Raw genomic sequence first — 18,652 nt, 5'->3', positions numbered from 1 at the left:
CACCAATTGTGAGCCATTCTTCGGGCGAATACCGCGAATCCCCGAGGAATGATCGATGAGACCCGCCCGCCTTTTGATACTTGGAGTGGCTGTCGTTGCTGCCGGCCTTGCCGGCGTGCTGGCGATGACTCTCGCGGGCCGCGGCTCCGTTGTCACCCAGGTTCAGTCGGTGGTCGAAAAGGAGCCAACCGTCAGTGTGCTCGTCTCCAGCGCCAACCTCCCGGTCGGCGCGCGATTGGATGACAAGGCGGTTCACTGGATGGGTTGGCCGCAAAGTGGCGTCGTCCAGGGCTTTATCACCGAAGCGGACAAGCCTGATGCCCTGAAAGACCTGCAGGGTGCCGTCGTCCGCCTTCCGATTTTCGAGGGCGAGCCGATCCGCGCGGAAAAGATCGCCGACTCAAACAGCCGCATCATGTCTTCGCTCCTGCCTTCCGGAAAACGTGCCGTCGCAACCGAAATCTCGGTTTCGACAGGTGCAGGCGGCTTCATCCTGCCGAATGACCGCGTCGACGTCATCATGGTTCGAAAGGCGAAGGAAGCGGACAAGTATCTGACCGAGACCGTGCTCAGCAACGTCCGCGTGCTCGCGATCGACCAACAAATTCAGGAAAAGGAAGACGGCTCGAAAGCCGTGGTCGGTACCACTGCAACGCTGGAACTAACCCCCGACCAAACCAAGGTGCTGGCCGTCGCGCAGCAGATGGCAGACCGGCTGTCACTGGCCTTGCGCTCGGTCGCGGATGCCCAGGAACAGGATACCAGCGCTGCGGACTACCTCCTCAGCGGCGACAACGGCAGCGCCATCGTCCAGGTCATCAAATCAGGCTCAATCGTTACAGACGCCGCCAGCGCGCCGAAGGCCGAGTAAAGGAAATGGGAATGGGCAGTTTGACGCGCCACATGAAGCCCTTGATGGCAGGGTGCTTGTCTTTTGCAATCGGGCTCTCCGGCGCCGCACCTGGCGTTCTTGCTACAAGAGCTGCATACGCAGTTTCAGATGGGATCGTTAACATCACTCAGGCTGGACCTGGTGCACACCGCAGTCTGAAGCTCGGCTTGAAGAAGGCGATCGTCGTCGACCTGCCCGTCGACGCGCATGATATCCTCGTCTCGGACCCTTCCATGGCCGACGCGGTCACCCGTAGCTCGCGCCGCATCTATCTCTTCGGCAAAACCGTCGGGCAAACGAACATCTTCATCTTCGGCGCCGATGGCCAGCAGATCGTCAGCCTCGATATCGCGATCGAGCGCGACGTCGCCGGCCTGGAAACCAATCTCCGGCGCTTCATTCCGGACTCCAACATCAAGGTGGAAATCGTATCGGACAACATCGTGTTGACCGGAACGGTTCGCACGCCCCAGGACGCGGCACAGGCCGCTGATCTGGCCCAGGTCTTCCTGAAGGGCGGCGAAGCGACGACGCGTACGGAAACGGCGACCAGTTCAGGTGGAGATGGGTCCGTGGCCCTGTTCGCTGAGGGCCGCCAAACCTCGCAGGTCGTCAACCTTTTGCAGATCCAAGGCGAAGATCAGGTCACGTTGAAGGTGACGATCGCAGAAGTTCGCAGGGAAGTGCTGAAACAACTCGGCTTCGACAATCTGGTTTCGAACTCCAGAGGCCTCACGGTCGCCCAACTCGGTTCCCCCAACACAGATAGCGCCACCGCGATCGTGGGCGGCGGCCTGGCGGCTCTCTTCAAGAGCTCCATAGGGAAATACGATATCTCCACCTATCTAAGCGCACTCGAGCAGGCAAAGGTCGTCAACACGCTGGCCGAGCCGACACTAACGGCAATTTCCGGCCAGGCCGCAACGTTCAATTCCGGCGGCCAAGTGCTTTATTCCACGACGGACAACGACGGAAACGTCACGATCGTCCCGTACAACTATGGCATCAATCTCGCCTTCAAGCCGGTGGTTCTGTCCTCCGGCCGCATCAGCTTGGAGATCAAGACGAACGTATCGGAGCCAGCGCCTTCGGTTTCCGGCTCGACTCCGACCTACCAGCGTCGCGCGGCTGAAACATCGGTTGAACTTCCGTCCGGTGGTTCGATCGCGCTCGCCGGTCTGATCCGCGACGACGTTGCGCAGACCTCGAACGGAACGCCCGGCGTCAACAAGATTCCCCTACTCGGCACTTTATTCCGGCAGCGCACGGTGGAGCGCAACGAGACCGAGCTGGTCATCATCGCGACGCCCTATCTCGTCCGCCCGGTTGCCCGCAACGAACTCAACCGTCCGGACGACAACTTCAGCCCGGAAAACGACGCAGCGGCTTTCCTGCTCAACCGCGTCAACAAGGTTTACGGCGGCCGCGAAACGCCGGTCGCCGACGCTCAATTCCATGGCTCCATCGGGTTCATCTACAAATGAGCGCAGCAGGATCAGCGATGGCACAACACAGAGATCAGCCGATGGCCCACAAGCAGAACACTGCGTATGAATACCGCTTTTCGAAATCGCTGCTGACCGCGATCACAGTGGCGACCGCCCTGCTCTCCGGCTGCGCCTCCCACGACCAGCTGACGACCGGCGGCATTCCTGACGACTATCGTCAGCGTCACCCGATCGTGGTTGCCGAAGCCGAGCAATCGGTCGATATCCCGGTCGCTTCGACGGATCGTCGTCTGAACATCGCCCAGCGCGACATGATCCGCGGCTTTGCGCAGAATTATACGTCGCGGGCGACCGGACCGGTCTACCTATTGACGCCCGAAGGATCGCCCAACTCCTCCGCAGCACGTCAGCTCCGCGGCCAAGTGCGCGCAGAGCTCTCGGCCCGCGGCGTCGCCAGCTCCAAAATCGTCAACAGCACCTATGCCGCCACGGGCATCGGGGACTCGGCTCCCATCCGCCTGACCTTCGTCGGCACGACTGCGATGACCTCGCAGTGCGGACAGTGGCCGAGGGATATGATCAACGATTTCAACAACCAGAACTACTACAACTTCGGCTGCGCAACGCAGAATAATTTGGCCGCGCAAATAGCGAACCCTGAAGACCTGATCGCGCCGCGCGGCATGACCCCCATCGATGCGACCCGGCGCAACGCGGCGATCAAGGAATACCGTGAGCGCACGAGCAACATCGAGGACGTCAGCGGCAGCGCCGATAGCTTCTGAACGGTAGGATTGAAGATGAGCACCGTCGAATACGAGATCAAGAATACCACCGAGCTACGGAACGCCGAGGACGCCATTCGCATGGCCGAACTCGAAAACATGCGTCCACTGCCTCGCATATCGGTGCATGCCTTCTGCGAGAGCGAAGAATTGCAGCGGGTCATGGAGCGTTGCGGCCAGGATCGCCGAATGTCTAAGGTCGGCTTGCGGATCACCAGCGGTGGCATCGCAGCCGCTGCGAACATGTTCGCGTCGGCGCCGACGCCAAATCTCATCATTCTCGAAACCAGGGCCGGAGCCGGCAATCTGCTCACCGAACTGGCGCCGCTTGCCTCGGTATGCGACCCTTCCACCAAGGTCATTATCGTCGGCTATTACAACGACATCGCGCTTTACCGCGAACTCGTCCGCAACGGCATTTCCGAGTATATGGTCCAGCCTGTTGCCATGCCTGACATCATGATGGCGATGGCTACTATCTTCGTTGACCCGGATGCGGAACCGCTTGGCCGCAGCATCGCCTTCATCGGCGCCAAGGGCGGCGTTGGTTCCTCGACAATCGCCCACAACTGCGCCTTCGGTATTTCCAACCTATTCTCGACGGAAACGATCCTTGCGGATCTCGACCTGCCTTATGGCACTGCCAATATCGACTTCGACCAGGACCCGACCCAGGGTATCGCCGAGGCGGTCTATGCGCCTGACCGTCTGGATGAGGTGTTTCTTGATCGTCTGCTGACGAAGTGCTCGGAGCACCTGTCGCTGCTTGCCGCCCCTTCCCTTCTCGATCGTGCCTATGACTTTGAAGGACATGCCTTCCAGCCCGTTCTCGAGGTATTGCAGCGCAATGCCCCTGTTACCGTCCTCGACGTACCACATGCCTGGTCGGAATGGACGCGTTCGGTGCTCGCGAGCGTCGATGAGGTCGTCATCTGCGCCTCCCCCGACCTCGCCAACCTCCGCAACGCCAAGAACATGATGGACGCGCTGCGTAAGATGCGGCCCAACGACAAGATGCCGCATCTGATCCTCAATCAGGTCGGCATGCCAAAACGGCCGGAGATCAGCCCGTCGGATTTCTGCGAGCCGCTGGAGACCGATCCGATCGCCATCATCCCATTCGACGCCCACCTCTTCGGGAATGCGGCCAATAGCGGCCGTATGATTTCGGAGATGGATGCGAAGTCGCCAACCGCGGAAACATTTTCGCAGATATCACACATCGTGACTGGGCGGATTGCCGTCAGAAAGGCGCGCAAAGGTAGATTGCTCGGCCTGCTGAAGCGCAAGTAACGCCCGCAAGAGTAGATTGGAATAAGGCATGTTCGGAAAACGCGGAAACGAGGGATTTGGCAAGGCCGGCGGCACAATCGCGCCGCCTCCGCCAGTGCAACAGCCCTCCCCGTCTGCACCTGCGGTTCTCGTCGAACCCCAGCGCGAACCTCCGCGCCAGCAGGTTCCCCCGCCGCCGATGCAGACGCCGCAGCGCAAGCGCCCTGCCCGCACCGACGAGTATTACGATACAAAGGCGCAGGTTTTCTCCGCGCTGATCGACACGATCGACCTTTCGCAGCTTGCCAAGCTCGATGGTGAGAGCGCCCGTGAAGAAATCCGCGACATCGTCAACGACATTATCACGATCAAGAACTTCGCGATGTCGATTTCCGAGCAGGAAGAACTGCTCGAGGACATCTGCAACGACGTCCTTGGTTATGGTCCTCTCGAGCCGCTGCTGGCGCGAGACGATATCGCCGACATCATGGTCAACGGCGCCGGGCAAACCTTCATCGAAGTCGGCGGCAAGACCATCGAGTCCGAAATCCGCTTCCGTGACAATTCGCAACTGCTTTCAATCTGCCAGCGCATCGTTAGCCAGGTTGGTCGCCGTGTCGATGAATCGAGCCCGATCTGCGACGCACGCCTACCGGACGGATCGCGTGTCAACGTCATTGCACCGCCGCTCGCCATCGACGGACCGGCGCTTACAATCCGTAAGTTCAAGAAGGACAAGCTGAACCTCGAGCAGCTCGTTCGGTTCGGCGCCATCACACCCGAGGGCGCGACGCTGCTCCAGATCATCGGCCGCGTTCGCTGCAATGTCGTCATTTCAGGCGGTACGGGCTCTGGCAAGACGACGCTGCTCAACTGCCTTACCCGCTACATCGACGCGGATGAGCGTGTCATCACCTGTGAAGACACTGCCGAACTGCAACTTCAGCAGCCACACGTGGTACGTCTGGAAACACGCCCGCCGAACATCGAAGGCGAAGGCGAGATCACCATGCGCGATCTCGTCAAGAACTGCCTGCGTATGCGACCAGAACGCATCATCGTCGGCGAAGTGCGCGGACCTGAGGTTTTCGACCTGCTGCAGGCAATGAACACCGGTCACGACGGCTCGATGGGCACGATCCACTCGAACTCGCCGCGTGAATGCCTGAGCCGTATCGAATCGATGATCGCCATGGGGGGGTTCACGCTGCCGGCAAAGACGGTGCGCGAAATTATCTCCGGTTCGATCGATATCATCGTCCAGGCGGCCCGCCTGCGCGATGGTTCGCGCCGCATCACGCAGATCACCGAAGTGATCGGCATGGAAGGCGACGTCATCATCACCCAGGACCTGATGCGCTACGAAATCGAGGGCGAAGATGCCTCGGGCCGGCTAATCGGCCGGCATAAGTCGACCGGCATCGGCAAGCCGCATTTCTGGGATCGCGCCCGCTACTTCAATGAAGAGAAGCGCCTTGCTGCCGCGCTCGACGAAATGGAAGCCAAGTCCAAGGATTAGTGAAATGTTCGGGTTCGATCCTGTCGTGTTGGCCATTGTCGTGCTCGCCGCCGTTGCGGCGGGCGCTGTTTGCTATGGCCTTCTTTTCACCCGGATGGAAACCGAAAAGAAATCGGCAAGCCGCGTCAACCGTGTCGCCTCAGCGGAAGCAGATAAAGCCAGCGTCAAGGCAGCCCGCGACCGCGTTCAGGAAATGTCGAAGCGTCGAAAGTCGGTGCAGGACAATCTGAAGGATCTCGAGAAGCGGCAACAGGAAAACACGAAGAAGAAGCTGTCATTGAAATCGCGGCTGACGCAGGCCGGTTTAAAGATCACACCAGGGCGCTTCTACACGTTCAGCGCCATCTTCGGCTTCATCCTGATGTCCGTGGCTTTTCTCGCTGACGCCTCTGTTGTGGTGGTGCTCGGTCTGCCCATTGTCGCCGGGCTTGGGTTGCCGCGCTGGGTGCTCGGCTTCCTGATCAAGCGGCGGCAGAACAAGTTTCTCGACGAATTCCCCAACGCGCTCGACGTGATCGTGCGTTCGATTAAATCGGGCCTGCCGCTGAATGATGCTATCCGGCTGATCGCCAACGAGGGTAAAGACCCTGTGAAGAGCGAATTCCGGCGTGTGATTGAATCGCAACAGGTCGGTCTCAGCGTGCCGGATGCCTGCGCCCGCATGGCCAATCAGATGCCGCTGCAGGAAGTGAGCTTCTTTGCCATCGTCATCGCGATCCAGTCGCAGGCGGGTGGCAACCTGTCGGAAGCCATCGGCAATCTGGCAAAGGTCCTGCGCGATCGAAAGAAAATGAAAGCGAAGGTGAAGGCGCTTTCGATGGAAGCGAAGGCGTCCGCTGTCATCATCGGCGCGCTGCCCTTTATCGTGGCAACGCTCGTCTATCTCACCTCGCCCGAATATATGCTGGTCCTATTTACCGACCCCCGTGGCCACCTGATTATGGGCGTTTCGGCCGTCTGGATGTCGATCGGTATGTTCGTCATGCGCAATATGGTCAATTTCGACATTTGATGGAGACGGGCGATGTCATCTGATCTCGCGACCACACTGACTGACCCTTCCATGCTGATCGCAGTGCTGGTGGCGATCGCAGTGTTCGCCAGCCTGTACACGATTGCTGTTCCGTTTTTCGAGCGCGGCGACCTCAGCAAGCGCATGAAGGCCGTGTCGACCGAGCGCGAGCAGATCCGCGCCCGCGAACGCGCGCGCATGAATGCCGATTCGTCGGGGAAAGCCTCGCTTCGCAACCAGAACAACCATTCGGTTCGGCAGATCGTGGAGAAGTTCAACCTCCGCGAGGCGCTGGTCGACGAAAACACCATGAATAAGCTCCGCGCCGCCGGGTTCCGGTCGGAGAATGCGCTGAACATGTTCCTCGTCGCACGCTTCCTGCTGCCGTTCCTGTTCTTCGGCCTCGCAGTCTTTTGGGTGTTCGGCCTCAACAATCTTGCCGACAAGCCGACGATGATGCGTTTCCTGGTGACGTTGGGGATCGCCTATGCGGGCTTTTATGCTCCGAACATTTTCATCTCCAATCGGATGGGGAAGCGCCAGCATTCGATCAAGCGCGCTTGGCCGGACGCGCTCGACCTGATGCTGATCTGCGTCGAGTCGGGCATCTCGATCGAGGCAGCCATGCGTCGTGTATCGGAAGAACTCGGCGAAGCCTCGCCACCGCTGGCGGAGGAAATGATTTTGACGACGGCCGAACTCTCCTTCCTTCCCGATCGGCGCGTTGCGCTTGAGAACCTCGGCCTGCGCACGCAGATCCCATTGGTGCAGTCGGTCACCCAGGCCCTGATACAGGCGGATCGCTACGGCACGCCGATTTCACAGGCACTGCGCGTCCTTGCGCAGGAAGGTCGCGACGAACGCATGAACGAGGCCGAGAAAAAGGCCGCAGCTTTGCCGCCGAAGCTGACGGTGCCGATGATCCTGTTCTTCCTGCCGGTTCTCGTCGCTGTCATCCTCGGACCTGCCGGTATCAAGGTGGCGGATAGTTTCTAAGTTTTCATTCCAGCGAGACTGGCGATCTCGAGGCGTTGGGCTTAGGTTCAGCGGCATCTCTCCGCGAGCGAGCAGGAGCCAGCGATGTCGTCCGCAAGCATCTTCCTGAGTATTATTGCAGCCCTGTCGATCGGGGCGATGAGCCCCGGCCCAAGCTTTGTCCTCGTTTCACGGATTGCGATGTCGCGTTCACGCCTGGACGGGCTTGCGGCTGCGCTAGGCATGGGGATTGGTGGCGTTGCCTTCAGTGTCTTGGCGCTAGCCGGACTGACGGCGCTGCTTGCGCAATTCGAATGGCTCTATCTGGCTCTGAAGGTGGCCGGCGGCGCCTATCTGGTCTACATCGCCGTTAGAATTTGGCGTGGCGCACGCGAGCCGATCCATATCGGCGATGCAGGAAGCGACAATCGTGCGCTGGCTCGAAGCTTTGCCACGGCCCTCCTGACCCAGCTCAGCAACCCCAAGGCGATCGTCGTCTATGCAAGCATCTTTGCTGCCTTGCTACCGAAGACCGTTCCGCTCGGGTTGATTTTCGCATTGCCAGTTGGCGTTTTTGCCGTCGAAGCAGGCTGGTATGCGGTCGTGGCGCTCGCATTCTCGGCAAAGCATCCGAGGCGGCTATATCTGGCGGCGAAGACATGGATCGATCGCCTTGCCGGTACGGTCATGGCCGGGCTCGGCGTGCAGCTCGTAACCTCGGGACTTGCCGGTCGCTGACGTCAGTTGGTGCTCGTGGCTGAACTGCTATTGTCCTTGGCCGCGAGTTTTTGCCAGGAATTTTGTTGCGACAGCATCGAGCGCAGATAGGCGACATTGGCGTCTGCCTGTTCTTGTGAAAGCTCTCCGCGCGCAATCTTTTCTGCCTCGAGGAAGCGGCCCTGGAGGCCGACGACGAGCGCCAGATTCTGGCGGACCCTGCTATCAGCACTAGGCTGCCCCGCGGCCTGGCGCAGATAAGTCTCCGCTGTCCTGAGGTCGCCGGTCAGCACATAGGACATGCCGAGGTTGGACAAGATCGATGCCTCGCCGGGTTGGATATCGAGGGCTTCGCGATAGCGCTGACGTGCTTCGGTGGGGCGGCCGAGCTGATCGAGGATCGCTCCTTCCGCCGATGTCAGCTTCCAGTCCGGACGGTCCGGGGTCTGCGCGCGGCCAATCGTATCAAGCGCCTGCTGCAATTGACCGGCCGCAGCCTGAGCCTTTCCATAGGCCGCCAGCACGGTACGATCGGTCGGGTTGGAAATGGCAACCTGTTGCATGACAGCAAGAGCCTGGACGTCGCGGCCTTGCATGCGCAGGAGGTTCGCGTAGTTCACACCGTTGACGGCATCGCGCGGGTTCTTTTCATAGGCCTGTCCGACGCGCTCGGTCGAGCCGCGCAGCTCGGCTTCGTTCATCGTTTCTACCGGCTTGGTGAGTGTCGGTATCGATCCCGTCGTCATCCGGTCCTTGGTTGTCGTGCAGCCGGCCAGCGCCAGCACGACGAGCGCGGTCGCGACGCCCTGAAAAATCCGGGTTTTGAGAAAACTATTGGCCGAAGCAGGCATCGTGCGTCCCTGAGATCCGAAATCGGCGTCTGACCTCAAAACGGAACAGGGAAAGGTTTTGACGCAATCTTCACTCCAGCAATAGTCTGTTAACCCTAACAGACCGTTAAGATGCGATTCCCGGACGCCCCTAAGGATACCCATGGCCCCCTATCAGTTCATCGAGAGACCGACCCCGTTCAACACCAAGGGCGGCTCAACCCTGCCGATCTTTGCCGTCACCCCGGCGCACATCGAAACCGGCACGATCGATCCGATCGCACTCGATTGGGCGAAGAAGGCGGGCTACAAGGCCGAGAGTGGCTCGCTGCTGCTCATTCCGACGGAAGACGGTCATCTCGGCGGCGCGCTGTTCGGGCTCGGCACCAATCCCTCCGAGCACCCGTACATCACCGGTAAGCTTGCGCGCACATTGCCGGCCGGCGACTGGCACATCGAAACGGCGCCGCTGACGGCCAATCGCCTGTCGCTCGGCTTCGGCCTCGGCAGCTATCGCTACGACCGCTACAAATCGGAAAAGAACGCGGGCCCCACGCTGATGATCCCGCGGGATGCCGATGGCGCGGATATCAAGCGGCAGCTGGCCGGCGTCTTCCTGGCCCGCGACCTGATCAATACGCCGACCAACGACATGGGGCCGAACGAGTTGGAAGCGGCATTCCGTGGTCTGGCCGCCCACTACAAGGCGGAGATCAACGTCGTCAGCGGTGACGATCTCAGGCAGAACTTCCCGTTGGTCCACACTGTCGGTCGCGCCAGTGCCGATGCGCCGCGCCTGCTTGAAATGCGGTGGGGCAAGAAGGGTCATCGCAAGATCACGCTGGTCGGCAAGGGCGTGTGCTTCGACACCGGTGGTCTCGACATCAAGCCGGCATCCTCGATGCTGCTGATGAAGAAGGACATGGGCGGCGCAGCAAACGTCATGGGCCTCGCCCTGATGATCATGGACGCCAAGCTCAAGGTCGATCTCCGCGTCATCATCCCGGTCGTCGAAAATTCGATCTCGTCGAACGCCTTCCGCCCGGGCGACATCTACCGGAGCCGCAAGGGCTTGACCGTCCAGATCGACAACACCGACGCAGAGGGCCGCTTGATCCTCGCGGATGCGCTTGCCTATGCGGACGAGGATGCGCCCGACCTCATGATCGACATGGCGACGCTGACGGGTGCGGCCCGCGTCGCGCTCGGTCCCGACCTGCCGCCCTTCTTTACCGATGATGCCGAACTTGCCCAGGATTTGACCGAGGCAAGCCTTGAGACCGACGACCCGCTGTGGCGGTTGCCCCTCTATTCCGGCTACGAAAAGGACATCCGCGCGAAATTTGCCGACATCACCAATGCCCCGGCGGGCGGTATGGCCGGTGCGATCACCGCTGCTTTGTTCCTCAAGCGCTTCGTCTCCAACACCACGAGCTGGGCGCACTTCGATATCTATGGCTGGGCGCCTTCGGAACGACCGCACTCTCCAGGCGGCGGCGAAGCGCAGGCCATTCGCGCGCTTTACCATCACATCCGGCAGAGCGTGCGCTAGGCGGCGATCGTTAAAATTTTATTCACCGTGACGGGCGGCAAAATCTGCCGCCCCATTGCGTCGTGCGATGCGCTGCCGGAGAATGGAACGCGGGCGTAACGAATTTCCGGAGGACCCATGCCGCTCGAACTGACGGCTTCGCAGGCGTTGGGCCTCTGGCATGGTGTGACGCTCGATCAGGTCAGGCTCGACAATCGCGATTTGACGTTGCGCCAGATGGCGATCCTGCTGCATATCTATCTGGTGCCGCCGCCGCACACCGTGCGCGGCCTGGCGGCGACACTCAATGTGACCAAGCCGGTGATAACCCGCGCACTAGACACGATGGGCGAGATGGGTCTGGTCGACCGCGTGCGCGACGAACGCGACCGGCGCAACGTGGTGATAAAGCGCACCGTCGGAGGTGCGCTCTATCTGGAAAAGCTTGGCGATCTCGTGCGCGACCAGGGTCGTCGCCTGACGCCGTGAAAGGGATACAATGACGATGCTTGATCGCCGCCTGCATGCCTACCGGCCGGACCTCGCCGAGGCTGGGCTCGAAGGACGAGTGGAAGCCCTGCGCTTCGTTGCCGGCACGCCGGCGCGTGTGGCCGTGCCAGTCGTCGGACTGAGGCCCGCGCCTGATCTTGCCAAGGGAATCGATACAGAACTGCTCTTCGGCGAGGACGTCACCGTGTTCGACCGTGCCGACGGCTGGTGCTGGGTCAAGGCCGCCTCGGACGGCTATGTCGGCTATCTCCCCGAAACCGCCCTTTCGGATGCGCGGGCTGAACCCACGCACATCGTCACGGTTCAGCGGACGTTTCTCTATCTCGAGGCCGAGCTGCGCAAACCCTATAAAAGCATCCTTTCGATGGGCAGCAGGGTCCGGATCGTCGGGGAAACCGAAACGCGCGGCAACCGTTATGCGATGCTTGAAGACGGGACGGCAATCTTTGCCAAGCTCGTGCAGCCGATCGGGGCTGGTGACGGCGGGGACTATGTGGACGTCGCGACGCGATTCCTGGAGACCCCCTATCTCTGGGGCGGCCGCTCCGGACTTGGCATCGACTGCTCTGGTCTTGTGCAGCTTTCGATGCTGATGACAGGGCGAAGCGCGCAGCGCGACACCGACATGCAATCAGCGACCCTCGGCGAACCTATCGACCGATCCGAACTACGGCGCGGGGACTTCGTTTTCTGGAAGGGGCACGTTGCCGTTCTGGAAGATCCGGAAACGATCATTCATGCCAACGGCCACACGATGACGGTTGCCCGCGAAAACTTCGAGGATGCCGTAAAGCGCATCGGCTGGCTATACGAACAGCCGACCGGCTATCGCCGTCTAGTCACCTGACGGGTGGCTTCGGCCATGATCTCACCCCGCCTGTCCAGCTCTCGAAAGCCTTCGACAGCCTCAAGACACGCATGTCGTCGAATCGCGGACCGACAATCTGCAGACCGACCGGCATGCCCGATCGCGAGAAACCGCAGTTGATCGACGAGGCAGGCTGCTCGGACATGTTCCACGGCACCGTGAAGCAGATATGCTCGAAGGGGCGCGCCGGATCGTTCGTTGGCGAAGCCCACTCGGCGGGATAGGAGACGATGGGATTGGTTGGCGAAATCACGGCATCGACCTCAGTGAACAGACTGCCGCAACTCTTGCGCATCTCGATCGTCTGATTGAAGCCCCTGATGGCGCCGGCGCCGCTGATCGAGGCGCCGCCTTCCGCCCAGGCGTAAATATAGGGCAAGATCTTGCTCCGCCGCTCTGGGCTCAAGCTCTCGATATCGGCCCAGAAGCGGGAACGCCAGAAGGCGTCCAGCCCGTCCAGCATCTCCCGCGTCAGAACGGGCTGAACCGGAATGACAATCGCACCTGCATCTTTAAATCTCTGCGCTGCGGCCCCAACCGCCGCGCCCACCTCGTCGTCCACGGCAAGGCCACACCCGGCATCGAGCATCAACCCGATCCTCAGGCCGCGGACGTCGATATCCAGGTCCGTCCAGTCGAAATCGTTCGGCGGTAGGCTGGTGCCATCCCGCCAATCCGGGCGCGAAAGCGTCGCCATTGCATAGGCTGCATCTTCGACGGTCCGCGTCATCGGTCCCGCGCAGCGGCCAACGTAGAAGGGATCGACCGGAATACGGCCGTGGCTCGGCTTGAAGCCGAAGGTCCCCGTCCAACCGGCCGGTAGTCGCACCGAGCCGCCGATATCGGTGCCGATATGCAGGGGCCCGTAACCGGCCGCCGCCGCTGCCGATGCGCCAGCGCTCGAACCTCCGGGATTTTGTGACGTATCCCAGGGATTTCGGCTCAACCGATGGAAGCTCGAAAGTCCCGAGGAGAGCATCCCGTAGTCCGGGCAGGTCGTCTTCGCAAACAGCACCGCGCCGTCTTCGCGCAGCCTTGCAGCGGCGGGGGCATCCTCAGCCGCTGGCACCAAGTCCATGGCCCTGGTTCCGAGCGGCACCGGCTGTCCCTTGGTTGCGATGAGCTCCTTCAGCGTCGCCGGAATACCATCGAGCACGCCAAGCGTCGCACCCCTCATCCAGCGATCGGTGGACGCTTTCGCCTGCTGGCGCGCCGCTTCTGGATCATAGGCGTAAAGGGCACAAATGGCGGGCTCCCAGGCCTCGATGTGCCGTTCCAATGCCAGCCAGTATTCGAGCGGGGACAGGCTTCGAGCAGCGAAGCGCTGTCTCAATTCGCGGATCGTCAAATCGGTTTCGGACATCGCACTGTCATCCGGGACTATGTGGTTTCGAAGACTAACGGCGGTTTGCCTCGCGCGGGTCGAGCATGTCGCGCAGGCCGTCACCCAACATGTTGAAGCCGAAGACGCAGAGCGCGATGGCAAGCCCCGGAAGGATCGCCAGCCACGGCGCAAGTCCAAGGTAGGTCTGTGCGTCCGCGAGCATGCGACCCCATGTCGGCGCAGGCGGCGCGATGCCGAGACCGAGAAAACTGAGACCGGCTTCGGTCAGCACGGCCAACCCAAGTTGAATCGTTACCTGAACGATGATCTGGCTCATGATGTTCGGCAACACGTGGCGGACCGAGATCATGAAGCGGCTATTTCCGATGGCACGGGCAGCGAGCACATAGTCCCGGCTCCAGGCCTGCAGGGCTGTTGCCAGCGTGATACGCGCAAAGACGGGAACCATGAAGGTTGCAATGGCGATGATGGCGGTAAGCCGGCCCGGACCGAGAAAGGCTCCCAGCATCATCGCCGAGAGGATCGGCGGCAGCGCGAAGACGACATCGCAGGCACGCATCAGCAGAGCTTCGAAGGCTCCGCGCACGGCGGCGGCCGAAATGCCGACGACCGAACCAAGCGTACCCCCTATTGCCACAGCGGTGATGGCGATCGAAAGTGAGTTCCAGCAGCCGACCATCATCATCGACAGGACATCCCGGCCAAGGTGGTCAGTGCCGAGAACACCTGATGTCAAGGGCGGCCGCAGCTTGTGAATGATTTGCATCTTCGCTGGCGGCAGCGGTGTCCAGAGCAAAGACAGGAGCGCGACAGCAACGAGAATGGCAACGATGCCGCCGCCGATTACCAAATTCGTTCTCCGGCTAATGTTGAATCGTCGCCGCTGAACGACCGTCTGACTTGATACGAGCGGCGCCATGTCAAATGCCTTTCCGCAAGCGCGGGTCGATCGCAAGATACGAGAGATCGACGATGAAATTCATGACGATAACGAGCCCCGCAAAGAACAGAACGACATCCTGCATGACGATGATGTCGCGTTGCGACAGCGCCTGATAGGCAAGCCGGCCGAGGCCCGGAAGGTTGAAGACGTTTTCGACGAGAACGGCACCAGCGACCAGGAAAGTGAACTGCAGGCCGAGGATCGTCAAAACAGGAACGAGCGCGTTCGGCACTGCGTGGCGCCACAGGATCCGAGGCTTCGACAGTCCCTTGGCAAGCGCCGTTCGAGTGAAATCCTCATGCAGGGTTTCCAGGACGGCAGAACGCGTGACGCGGGTCAGGACGGCGGCTTGCGGCAAGGCAAGTGCTATTGCGGGCATCACGAGCGCCTTGAGGGCGGGCCAGATACTGGAACTCCATCCCGGGAAGCCTCCGGCCGGCATCCAGCCAAGCGCAGTGGAAAAAAGCATGATCAGCAACAGCGCCACCCAGAATCCCGGAAGCGCGATGCCAAGCTGCGAGAAGATCGAAGCCACGGCGTCCGGCACGCCGCCTCGATGCGCTGCCGCAAGAGCGCCCAAAGGGATGGCGATGGCAATGGAGAGCGCGATTGCCATCAGCGCAAGAGGTAGCGTAACCGCCAACCTCTCGAGGATCAGGCCAGCAACCGGGACACCATAGGTATAGGATTGGCCGAGATTGCCCCGGAATACGCCGGCGAGCCACTCGCCATAGCGCCACAGGAGCGGCTGATCGAGGCCGAGCTCGTGCCGAAGAGTCGCGAGCGTTTCCGGCGAGGCCGACGTTCCGAGCATAATGGAGGCGGGATCGCCCGGCAGCAGGTCCATCACGACGAATATGAGGAGGGAAACGATAGCAAGCGTGACGATCAGACCAACGAGGCGACGCGACAAAAGCGTTATCATGTCAGGTCCGGTTCTGTTCGCCGCCTCGCCATGTCATTCATCCGCAATCAGTCTTCCCAGGAAACGCCAGTCAGGACGTTCGAGGGAATGGGCTCGTTCTCCCAGAGGCCCTTCAGCTTCTTGTCCCAGACGCCGAGCTTCGGCATGACGAAAAGATAGAGCGCCGGCACATCATCGGCCAGAATCTTCTGAGCCTCGCCGTAGATCTTCGCTTGTGCAGCGGGATCCGAGGTCTCCTGCACCCTCTTCATCAGATCGTTGAAAGCCGGATTCTTGTAGTTGAAGTAGTACGGATCACGGGCGTAGATGTCGATGTCGAGCGGTTCGGCGTGGGCGACGATCGTCATCTCATAGGCGCGGTCCTTCATGACATCCTGCACCCACTTGGCCGGGAATTCGGTGGGCTCGATGTTCATCGTCACGCCGATGTCCGCGAGCATTGCCTGCATGACCTCAGCACTTCGTGGCGCGTAAGCCATTTGTGGCGACTTGATCGTGAAGGTGAAACCATGGGGGTAGCCTGCTTCTGCAAGCAGCGCCTTGGCCTTCTCAGGGTCGTAAGGCAGGACACCGGTAAGATCGACGTAGCCCGGGTCGTTCGGCGTGTAATGGCTGCCGATCGGTGTGCCGAGTCCGGACCAAGCCCCGTCAACGACGGTCTTCCGATCGATTGCCATCATCAGCGCCTGGCGCACGCGCTTGTCGTCGAAGGGCTTCCTGGCGTTGTTCATGCCAGCCACGACCTTCAGCTCGGTGTTGCCGATCTTGGTCGCAAGCCTTGCATCGCCGTCGAACGAACTCATCAGCTCGGGCGCCGCGAACTCAGGAATGGCATCGACATCGCCCGCCTTCAACGCGGCGGCTTGCGCCTGCGGGTCGGCAATGAAGCGGAAGGTCACCTTGTCGAGCTTTACCGCGACCTCCTTGTTCCAATAATCGGCGTTCTTCTCGAGTTCGACCTTGTCGCCCTTCGCCCAGTTCACGAACTTGAACGGGCCGGTCCCGACGGGCGTCGTCTTGTCCGCTGCGGCAGACTTCGGGCCGACCATCACTGAGGCTGGCCAACCGAGCCAATAGAGGAGACTACCCGTAGGCGCCGAGAGATGCAGGACAAGCGTTTCCGGGTCGGGCGTATCGATGGATGCGATCGAGGCGAAGAAGCGTTTTTGCGGATTTATCGAGTCAGCGCCGCGGGCGCGGTCGAGCGCAAATTTGGCTGCTACCGAATCGAAAGCCTCGCCGTCGTGGAATTTAACGCCACTCTGCAGCTTGAACGTATAGGTGAGACCATCGGGGGAAACCTCCCAGCTCTTGGCGAGCTGGGGCTGGATCTTGCCGGACTCGTCAATTGCCACCAGGCCTTCAAAAACGTTCTGCCAGGTGACCTGGCCGATCGCGACCGGCGCTGCGATCGTCGGGTCGAGACCAGTCGGTTCGACAGCCATGCCGAGGGTCAGAGTGGTCTTGGCGGCCTCCGCTGGGGTAAGCCCCAGCACAGCCAGGCCGGCCGACACGGCGGCGCCAAAATAAAGTCGCCTAACCAGCTGCGCCGACGGCACGAGCGAAACCTTCGTCATTCTGTTCCCTTGTCTGGCCGCCGCAACGGCGATGGCCTTTTTTTGCTAAGGTGTCACTGTCGGAGTCCACACAATGGCGAGCGTGTGTTCTCGGCGTAGCCTACTCTTTAGGCTATCTCGTGCGATCCGGGTAGCGGTCTCGCCAAGCCTGCTGCGCGCCGGCAACCGGAAGTGCGGTGGCCTCGTAAACGCCACGCGCGATGGCGCGCGCCATCACGATCGTCGCGAAATGGCAGAGTTCCAGAAAGGCGGGAAGGTCCGGCCGTGGTTTTTTGCTTGTGGAAGCAGCAAAAACGGTGTCGCCATCAAGCGGCAGGTGAGCCGGCAGCAGAGCGCGCGCAAAGCCGTCATGCGCCATGATCGCCAAGCGGTGTGCCTCTTGCTTGCTCAACTCGGCATCGGTGACAATGGCGCCGATTGTTGTTGCCGTGATGCTCACGCCCTTCAGCCGCATGCGGGTGTCGGCTTCAGAGATCGGTGAGGGCAAGCCGAGACCGCCAAATTCTCCGTTCAGTTCGAACGGCGCCGACCAGAAGTGTGGCCCCTCGCCCACCGTCGCCGAACCGAGTGCGTTCACGGCGACGATCGCTGCGATCTTTAATCCGGTGCCGGTCTCCGCGCTGGCCGAGCCGAGTCCCCCTTTGAACGTCGCGGTCGTCGCTCCCGCGCCCGCGCCGACAGTCCCGAGGGCAAAGTGCCCTTTCGCCGACGCCTTGAAGGCTTGGTAGCCCATGTCGCGATAGGGCGACTGCAGACCCCAGTCCTTATCGCCACCGTTCAGCAGATCCATGAGAATTGCCTGGGGAACGATTGGCACCTTCACATCGCCGACCGGAAAGCCGCGACCGACCTCGCGGAGCCCAGCCTGTACACCGCCTCCTGCATCCAGCCCAAAGGCCGAGCCGCCCGAAAGCACGAAGGCATCCACCGCGCCGACCGTCATCGAGGGATCGAGAAGGCTCGTGTCACGACCGCCGGGGGCGCCGCCTAATACCACGCCGGATGCAGTGGCCGGTTCGTCGAACACGATGGCGGTCACGCCCGAGCCGAGCTTCAGGTCGGTCGCGTGCCCGACGGAAACGCCTTCAATGTCGGTGATCAGATTGAGCAAGCGCGCCATCCTCGTTTGAACAGGAGCGCGCGATAGGATCGCAATAGCGGTCAAAACACAAGACCGGCCTCACCTTGGGCAAGACCGGTCTCAAATCTGTCAGGGCTGGTTCGGCCGTGTCTCATGCGCTCAGGCATGGATGGGCTTCGGGTCACGTCGGGTCATCAGATCATGGATCGCAAGCTTCACCTCCGCCGGCGAGCTGAAATGCTGCTCGTCCAGGTCGTGAACGTGGTACTTGACTGCGATGAACTTCAACCGGTTCTCATCCGGGATGACGATCCCGACGGGAACGCCGGCGTATTCGATTACTTCTTTTTTCATGCGTAGAACTCCTGCCGCGCGGTATGCGCTGGCGATGGCGAATTGACTTGTCTGATTCCGTTAGAGGT

Annotated in this window: 18 protein-coding genes; 11 read left to right on the top strand and 7 right to left on the bottom strand. The window is 61.0% G+C overall.

Features of this window, described 5'->3' with window-relative positions:
- The first annotated feature begins 55 nt into the window (after window positions 1-55).
- The 8 genes from cpaB (at window position 56) to RGCCGE502_RS00970 (ending at window position 8,641) form a co-directional block, all read left to right on the top strand.
- Window positions 56-871 (top strand): Flp pilus assembly protein CpaB, encoded by an 816-nt coding sequence (gene cpaB / locus RGCCGE502_RS01005; protein ID WP_016552298.1) that lies wholly within the window; start codon window positions 56-58, stop codon window positions 869-871.
- An 11-nt stretch (window positions 872-882) separates the two neighbouring features.
- Entirely contained in the window at window positions 883-2,376 is a 1,494-nt protein-coding gene (locus RGCCGE502_RS01000) for a type II and III secretion system protein family protein (RefSeq protein WP_016552297.1), read from the top strand.
- A gap of 17 nt (window positions 2,377-2,393) precedes the next feature.
- Entirely contained in the window at window positions 2,394-3,125 is a 732-nt protein-coding gene (locus RGCCGE502_RS00995; protein WP_016552296.1) for a CpaD family pilus assembly protein, read from the top strand.
- A 15-nt stretch (window positions 3,126-3,140) separates the two neighbouring features.
- Complete coding sequence (locus tag RGCCGE502_RS00990) at window positions 3,141-4,418, top strand: CpaE/TadZ family protein (protein ID WP_016552295.1); 1,278 nt, start codon at window positions 3,141-3,143, stop codon at window positions 4,416-4,418.
- Window positions 4,419-4,446: 28 nt separating this feature from the next.
- Complete coding sequence (locus RGCCGE502_RS00985) at window positions 4,447-5,916, top strand: TadA family conjugal transfer-associated ATPase (RefSeq protein ID WP_016552294.1); 1,470 nt, start codon at window positions 4,447-4,449, stop codon at window positions 5,914-5,916.
- A 4-nt stretch (window positions 5,917-5,920) separates the two neighbouring features.
- Window positions 5,921-6,928: a type II secretion system F family protein gene (locus RGCCGE502_RS00980; protein WP_016552293.1), complete on the top strand. Its 1,008-nt coding sequence runs from the start codon at window positions 5,921-5,923 to the stop codon at window positions 6,926-6,928.
- Window positions 6,929-6,940: 12 nt separating this feature from the next.
- Window positions 6,941-7,924 (top strand): type II secretion system F family protein, encoded by a 984-nt coding sequence (locus RGCCGE502_RS00975; RefSeq protein ID WP_016552292.1) that lies wholly within the window; start codon window positions 6,941-6,943, stop codon window positions 7,922-7,924.
- A gap of 84 nt (window positions 7,925-8,008) precedes the next feature.
- Window positions 8,009-8,641 carry a LysE family translocator gene (locus RGCCGE502_RS00970; RefSeq protein WP_016552291.1) on the top strand — a complete coding sequence of 211 codons (633 nt, stop codon included), beginning with the start codon at window positions 8,009-8,011 and terminating at the stop codon, window positions 8,639-8,641.
- Between the two features lie 2 nt (window positions 8,642-8,643).
- Here RGCCGE502_RS00970 and RGCCGE502_RS00965 read toward each other — a convergent pair whose 3' ends face one another.
- Entirely contained in the window at window positions 8,644-9,471 is an 828-nt protein-coding gene (locus RGCCGE502_RS00965) for a tetratricopeptide repeat protein (RefSeq protein ID WP_016552290.1), read from the bottom strand.
- A 142-nt stretch (window positions 9,472-9,613) separates the two neighbouring features.
- Here RGCCGE502_RS00965 and RGCCGE502_RS00960 point away from each other — a divergent pair, with 142 nt between their 5' ends.
- The 3 genes from RGCCGE502_RS00960 to RGCCGE502_RS00950 all read left to right on the top strand — a co-directional run bounded on the left by RGCCGE502_RS00960 (window position 9,614) and on the right by RGCCGE502_RS00950 (window position 12,338).
- Window positions 9,614-11,002 (top strand): leucyl aminopeptidase family protein, encoded by a 1,389-nt coding sequence (locus tag RGCCGE502_RS00960; RefSeq protein WP_016552289.1) that lies wholly within the window; start codon window positions 9,614-9,616, stop codon window positions 11,000-11,002.
- A gap of 117 nt (window positions 11,003-11,119) precedes the next feature.
- Window positions 11,120-11,470: a MarR family transcriptional regulator gene (locus tag RGCCGE502_RS00955; protein WP_016552288.1), complete on the top strand. Its 351-nt coding sequence runs from the start codon at window positions 11,120-11,122 to the stop codon at window positions 11,468-11,470.
- Between the two features lie 10 nt (window positions 11,471-11,480).
- Window positions 11,481-12,338: a C40 family peptidase gene (locus tag RGCCGE502_RS00950; protein WP_016552287.1), complete on the top strand. Its 858-nt coding sequence runs from the start codon at window positions 11,481-11,483 to the stop codon at window positions 12,336-12,338.
- On the opposite strand, the gene RGCCGE502_RS00945 is transcribed toward RGCCGE502_RS00950, so the two are convergent.
- The 6 genes from RGCCGE502_RS00945 to RGCCGE502_RS00920 all read right to left on the bottom strand — a co-directional run bounded on the left by RGCCGE502_RS00945 (window position 12,331) and on the right by RGCCGE502_RS00920 (window position 18,584).
- The gene (locus RGCCGE502_RS00945; RefSeq protein WP_016552286.1) at window positions 12,331-13,722 is read right to left on the bottom strand and encodes an amidase; all 1,392 of its coding nucleotides are present in this window, start codon (window positions 13,720-13,722) and stop codon (window positions 12,331-12,333) included. The genes RGCCGE502_RS00950 and RGCCGE502_RS00945 overlap by 8 nt on opposite strands.
- Before the next feature lie 34 nt (window positions 13,723-13,756).
- The gene (locus tag RGCCGE502_RS00940) at window positions 13,757-14,623 is read right to left on the bottom strand and encodes an ABC transporter permease (RefSeq protein WP_040673854.1); all 867 of its coding nucleotides are present in this window, start codon (window positions 14,621-14,623) and stop codon (window positions 13,757-13,759) included.
- A 1-nt stretch (window position 14,624) separates the two neighbouring features.
- Window positions 14,625-15,572, bottom strand: coding sequence for an ABC transporter permease (locus RGCCGE502_RS00935; RefSeq protein WP_016552284.1), 948 nt, complete (start codon window positions 15,570-15,572; stop codon window positions 14,625-14,627).
- 47 nt (window positions 15,573-15,619) lie between these two features.
- Window positions 15,620-17,149: an ABC transporter substrate-binding protein gene (locus RGCCGE502_RS00930; protein WP_016552283.1), complete on the bottom strand. Its 1,530-nt coding sequence runs from the start codon at window positions 17,147-17,149 to the stop codon at window positions 15,620-15,622.
- 112 nt (window positions 17,150-17,261) lie between these two features.
- Entirely contained in the window at window positions 17,262-18,269 is a 1,008-nt protein-coding gene (locus RGCCGE502_RS00925; protein WP_019279595.1) for a P1 family peptidase, read from the bottom strand.
- Window positions 18,270-18,389: 120 nt separating this feature from the next.
- On the bottom strand, window positions 18,390-18,584 hold the full coding sequence (locus tag RGCCGE502_RS00920) for a hypothetical protein (protein WP_016552281.1): 195 nt from the start codon (window positions 18,582-18,584) through the stop codon (window positions 18,390-18,392).
- Window positions 18,585-18,652: the final 68 nt, after the last annotated feature.

The sequence above is a fragment of the Rhizobium grahamii CCGE 502 genome (genome assembly GCF_000298315.2).
In the GTDB taxonomy this organism is placed as follows: Bacteria; Pseudomonadota; Alphaproteobacteria; order Rhizobiales; family Rhizobiaceae; genus Rhizobium; species Rhizobium grahamii.
Note: the sequence above shows the minus strand (reverse complement) of the source record. Positions and strands in the feature narration are given on the sequence as shown.

Coding starts and splice junctions, on each gene's coding strand:
- RGCCGE502_RS00920 (WP_016552281.1), bottom strand. CDS start 18,584: ATGAAAAAAGAAGTAATCGAATACGCCGGCGTTCCCGTCGGGATCGTC.
- RGCCGE502_RS00980 (WP_016552293.1), top strand. CDS start 5,921: ATGTTCGGGTTCGATCCTGTCGTGTTGGCCATTGTCGTGCTCGCCGCC.
- RGCCGE502_RS00960 (WP_016552289.1), top strand. CDS start 9,614: ATGGCCCCCTATCAGTTCATCGAGAGACCGACCCCGTTCAACACCAAG.
- RGCCGE502_RS00970 (WP_016552291.1), top strand. CDS start 8,009: ATGTCGTCCGCAAGCATCTTCCTGAGTATTATTGCAGCCCTGTCGATC.
- RGCCGE502_RS00995 (WP_016552296.1), top strand. CDS start 2,394: ATGGCACAACACAGAGATCAGCCGATGGCCCACAAGCAGAACACTGCG.
- RGCCGE502_RS00975 (WP_016552292.1), top strand. CDS start 6,941: ATGTCATCTGATCTCGCGACCACACTGACTGACCCTTCCATGCTGATC.
- RGCCGE502_RS00985 (WP_016552294.1), top strand. CDS start 4,447: ATGTTCGGAAAACGCGGAAACGAGGGATTTGGCAAGGCCGGCGGCACA.
- RGCCGE502_RS01000 (WP_016552297.1), top strand. CDS start 883: ATGGGCAGTTTGACGCGCCACATGAAGCCCTTGATGGCAGGGTGCTTG.
- RGCCGE502_RS00945 (WP_016552286.1), bottom strand. CDS start 13,722: ATGTCCGAAACCGATTTGACGATCCGCGAATTGAGACAGCGCTTCGCT.
- RGCCGE502_RS00925 (WP_019279595.1), bottom strand. CDS start 18,269: ATGGCGCGCTTGCTCAATCTGATCACCGACATTGAAGGCGTTTCCGTC.
- RGCCGE502_RS00955 (WP_016552288.1), top strand. CDS start 11,120: ATGCCGCTCGAACTGACGGCTTCGCAGGCGTTGGGCCTCTGGCATGGT.
- RGCCGE502_RS00935 (WP_016552284.1), bottom strand. CDS start 15,572: ATGATAACGCTTTTGTCGCGTCGCCTCGTTGGTCTGATCGTCACGCTT.
- cpaB (WP_016552298.1), top strand. CDS start 56: ATGAGACCCGCCCGCCTTTTGATACTTGGAGTGGCTGTCGTTGCTGCC.
- RGCCGE502_RS00965 (WP_016552290.1), bottom strand. CDS start 9,471: ATGCCTGCTTCGGCCAATAGTTTTCTCAAAACCCGGATTTTTCAGGGC.
- RGCCGE502_RS00940 (WP_040673854.1), bottom strand. CDS start 14,623: ATGGCGCCGCTCGTATCAAGTCAGACGGTCGTTCAGCGGCGACGATTC.
- RGCCGE502_RS00930 (WP_016552283.1), bottom strand. CDS start 17,149: ATGACGAAGGTTTCGCTCGTGCCGTCGGCGCAGCTGGTTAGGCGACTT.
- RGCCGE502_RS00990 (WP_016552295.1), top strand. CDS start 3,141: ATGAGCACCGTCGAATACGAGATCAAGAATACCACCGAGCTACGGAAC.
- RGCCGE502_RS00950 (WP_016552287.1), top strand. CDS start 11,481: ATGACGATGCTTGATCGCCGCCTGCATGCCTACCGGCCGGACCTCGCC.